The organism is Chlorobium sp. (genome assembly GCF_036528655.1).
GTDB lineage: Bacteria > Bacteroidota > Chlorobiia > Chlorobiales > Chlorobiaceae > Chlorobium.
Map to the genome: position 1 here is coordinate 1 of NZ_JAIGND010000031.1, position 1,944 is coordinate 1,944.

Annotated in this window: 4 protein-coding genes; 3 read left to right on the forward strand and 1 reads right to left on the reverse strand. The window is 48.1% G+C overall.

The features are described 5' to 3' along the window. The 3 genes from K4305_RS09695 to K4305_RS09700 all read left to right on the forward strand — a co-directional run. Nucleotides 1–418 (forward strand): ATP-binding domain-containing protein (locus K4305_RS09695; RefSeq protein ID WP_331562225.1); only part of this gene is annotated, 418 nt, incomplete at its 5' end. An 8-nt stretch (nt 419–426) separates the two neighbouring features. Beyond that, nucleotides 427–585: a DUF4160 domain-containing protein gene (locus K4305_RS12325; protein ID WP_442880458.1), complete on the forward strand. Its 159-nt coding sequence runs from the start codon at nt 427–429 to the stop codon at nt 583–585. Continuing rightward, nucleotides 572–880 carry a DUF2442 domain-containing protein gene (locus K4305_RS09700; protein WP_331562226.1) on the forward strand — a complete coding sequence of 103 codons (309 nt, stop codon included), beginning with the start codon at nt 572–574 and terminating at the stop codon, nt 878–880. Before K4305_RS12325 ends, K4305_RS09700 begins: the two co-directional genes overlap by 14 nt. Before the next feature lie 851 nt (nt 881–1,731). Here K4305_RS09700 and K4305_RS09705 read toward each other — a convergent pair. Further along, nucleotides 1,732–1,944 (reverse strand): hypothetical protein (locus tag K4305_RS09705; RefSeq protein WP_331562227.1); only part of this gene is annotated, 213 nt, incomplete at its 5' end.

Genomic DNA, 1,944 nt, shown 5'->3' on the forward strand with positions numbered 1-1,944 from the left:
ATCCCTCTTGTTCTACCGGGGCAGACCGGTTCTTGTCACCGAAAACGACTACCTCCACAAACTCTTCAACGGCGATACCGGCATCATCCTCCCAGACCCGGAAACCGGGAACCTGAAAACATATTTCGCCGCCCCCGACGGCACCGTCCGCTCCATCCCCCATGAGTTCCTTCCTGCGCACGTAACCGCATTCGCCATGACCGTGCACAAAAGCCAGGGTTCGGAGTTCGATCGGGTGCTGATGGTGCTGCCGCCGGAGGATACGATTCTCCTGACGAGGGAACTGATCTATACAGGCATTACGAGAGCACGGCGGGCTGTTACGCTCTGGAGCGATGATACTGTTTTCAGTGCTGCGGTAAAGCGCAGGACGGAGCGGAGAAGCGGGTTGAGGGAGATGCTGGTAAACCGTCAATAGACATCCACGTGGAGCGAGACGACAAGGTTGCGAAGTTCTGGCTCGACCCGATTCGTCTCCAGAATAGCGGAGGCTTCAGTCGGTTTGAATTGAAAGAGATTCGCGGTATCATTGAAAAGCAACAGAAATCCTTCATGGAGGCATGGGTTGAATATGTTAACGGTTGAAATCGAATTTCCATACGCTCAGGACGTTCACGTTACCGAAGATGCCCTTACCGTCGATTTGAGTGATGGTCGCACAATATCTGTTCCCTTGGGCTGGTTTCCGCGACTTGAGCATGCCAACGCTGAAGAGCGGCTAAATTGGCGGTTGATTGGCAAAGGTCATGGGATCCATTGGCCCGACCTTGATGAAGATGTCTCCGTGGGAGGACTTCTTGCCGAAAAGCCTTCATGTGAAAGTCAGGTGTCTTTTAAAAAGTGGCTTCAGGTCAGGAGTTCCGGTACTGAAAAATCGTGAAATTAGTGTTGGCAGAGGACCAATAACTATCGATAATATATTGGTTTAAAAATGATTTATAGGAACGGATCAACGTCTCTAAGTCCTACCTGGAACCCCCGGCCATTGATTCCTGAAACCTTGTAGGGGTGTGATGTCGGTAGATAACCGTCGCCAGCCTGTCGCTTTTTCTTTTTTTGTTTGTTGTGCGCAAAGAGCTTTAATAATCAAAGTACCCGCAGGCAAGGAGAAATAAGAGAACTTGATTTGTTACGTCTGCCGGGATATGATGTTTCTGCGTCGTGCGGAGACGGATGAGAGGGGAATTAAATGGAAAAGATATTTCTTGCCGAAGGCTGCTTTTCGCAGCCTTTTCCTTGCCGTGCTTTGGCTGTAATCGTATATTTGATATTTACTTGTTGAAAAAAGGGATATGTTTTTCATGGTTTAGAAAGGCACTGGAAAAAAGGAGTTTACGTTGTGAGCTATTCCTCAATACGCGATAACCATTCTCACGGTACTGTCGGAGACTTTCTGAAAAAAAACATCACGAATGCCTCCAGTCTTTCCGTTGTCTCCGCTTACTTCACCATTTATGCTTTTCACCATCTGAAAGATGAATTATCCAGCATAGAACACCTCCGTTTTCTTTTCGGCGAGCCGACATTTCTCAAATCTCTCGACCCAGAGAAAGTAAGGGCTCCGGGACGTTGTTCCGTTGAAAAAAAATCGCATCCTGAACAACATAGTGATATGCGGGAATAACGGGTAGAGCGTTCATGGGCGGTAAGTTAGTGAGTTAAGCAGCAATTGATTTTCTCTCTCTTTCCGAACGACAAGCTATTGGCAAAGAACCTGTAAGGGGAGAGCTGTCAGGCTGAAAGCAGCGTGGCTGGATGCGCAGGGGGGAGCTTTGATTCAGAAACGGAATAGCGCTCCAGCCGTTTGCGAAGTATGTCAATGGGAAGCTCCGGGACGTTGTTCCGTTGCCAAAAAATCTCATATTGAACAACATAGGGATATGCTGGAATAACGTGTTGAGCGTTCTTTATGGCGAAAATGACTGAATTTCTTGAACCGGATGG

Coding starts and splice junctions, on each gene's coding strand:
- K4305_RS09700 (WP_331562226.1), top strand. CDS start 572: ATGTTAACGGTTGAAATCGAATTTCCATACGCTCAGGACGTTCACGTT.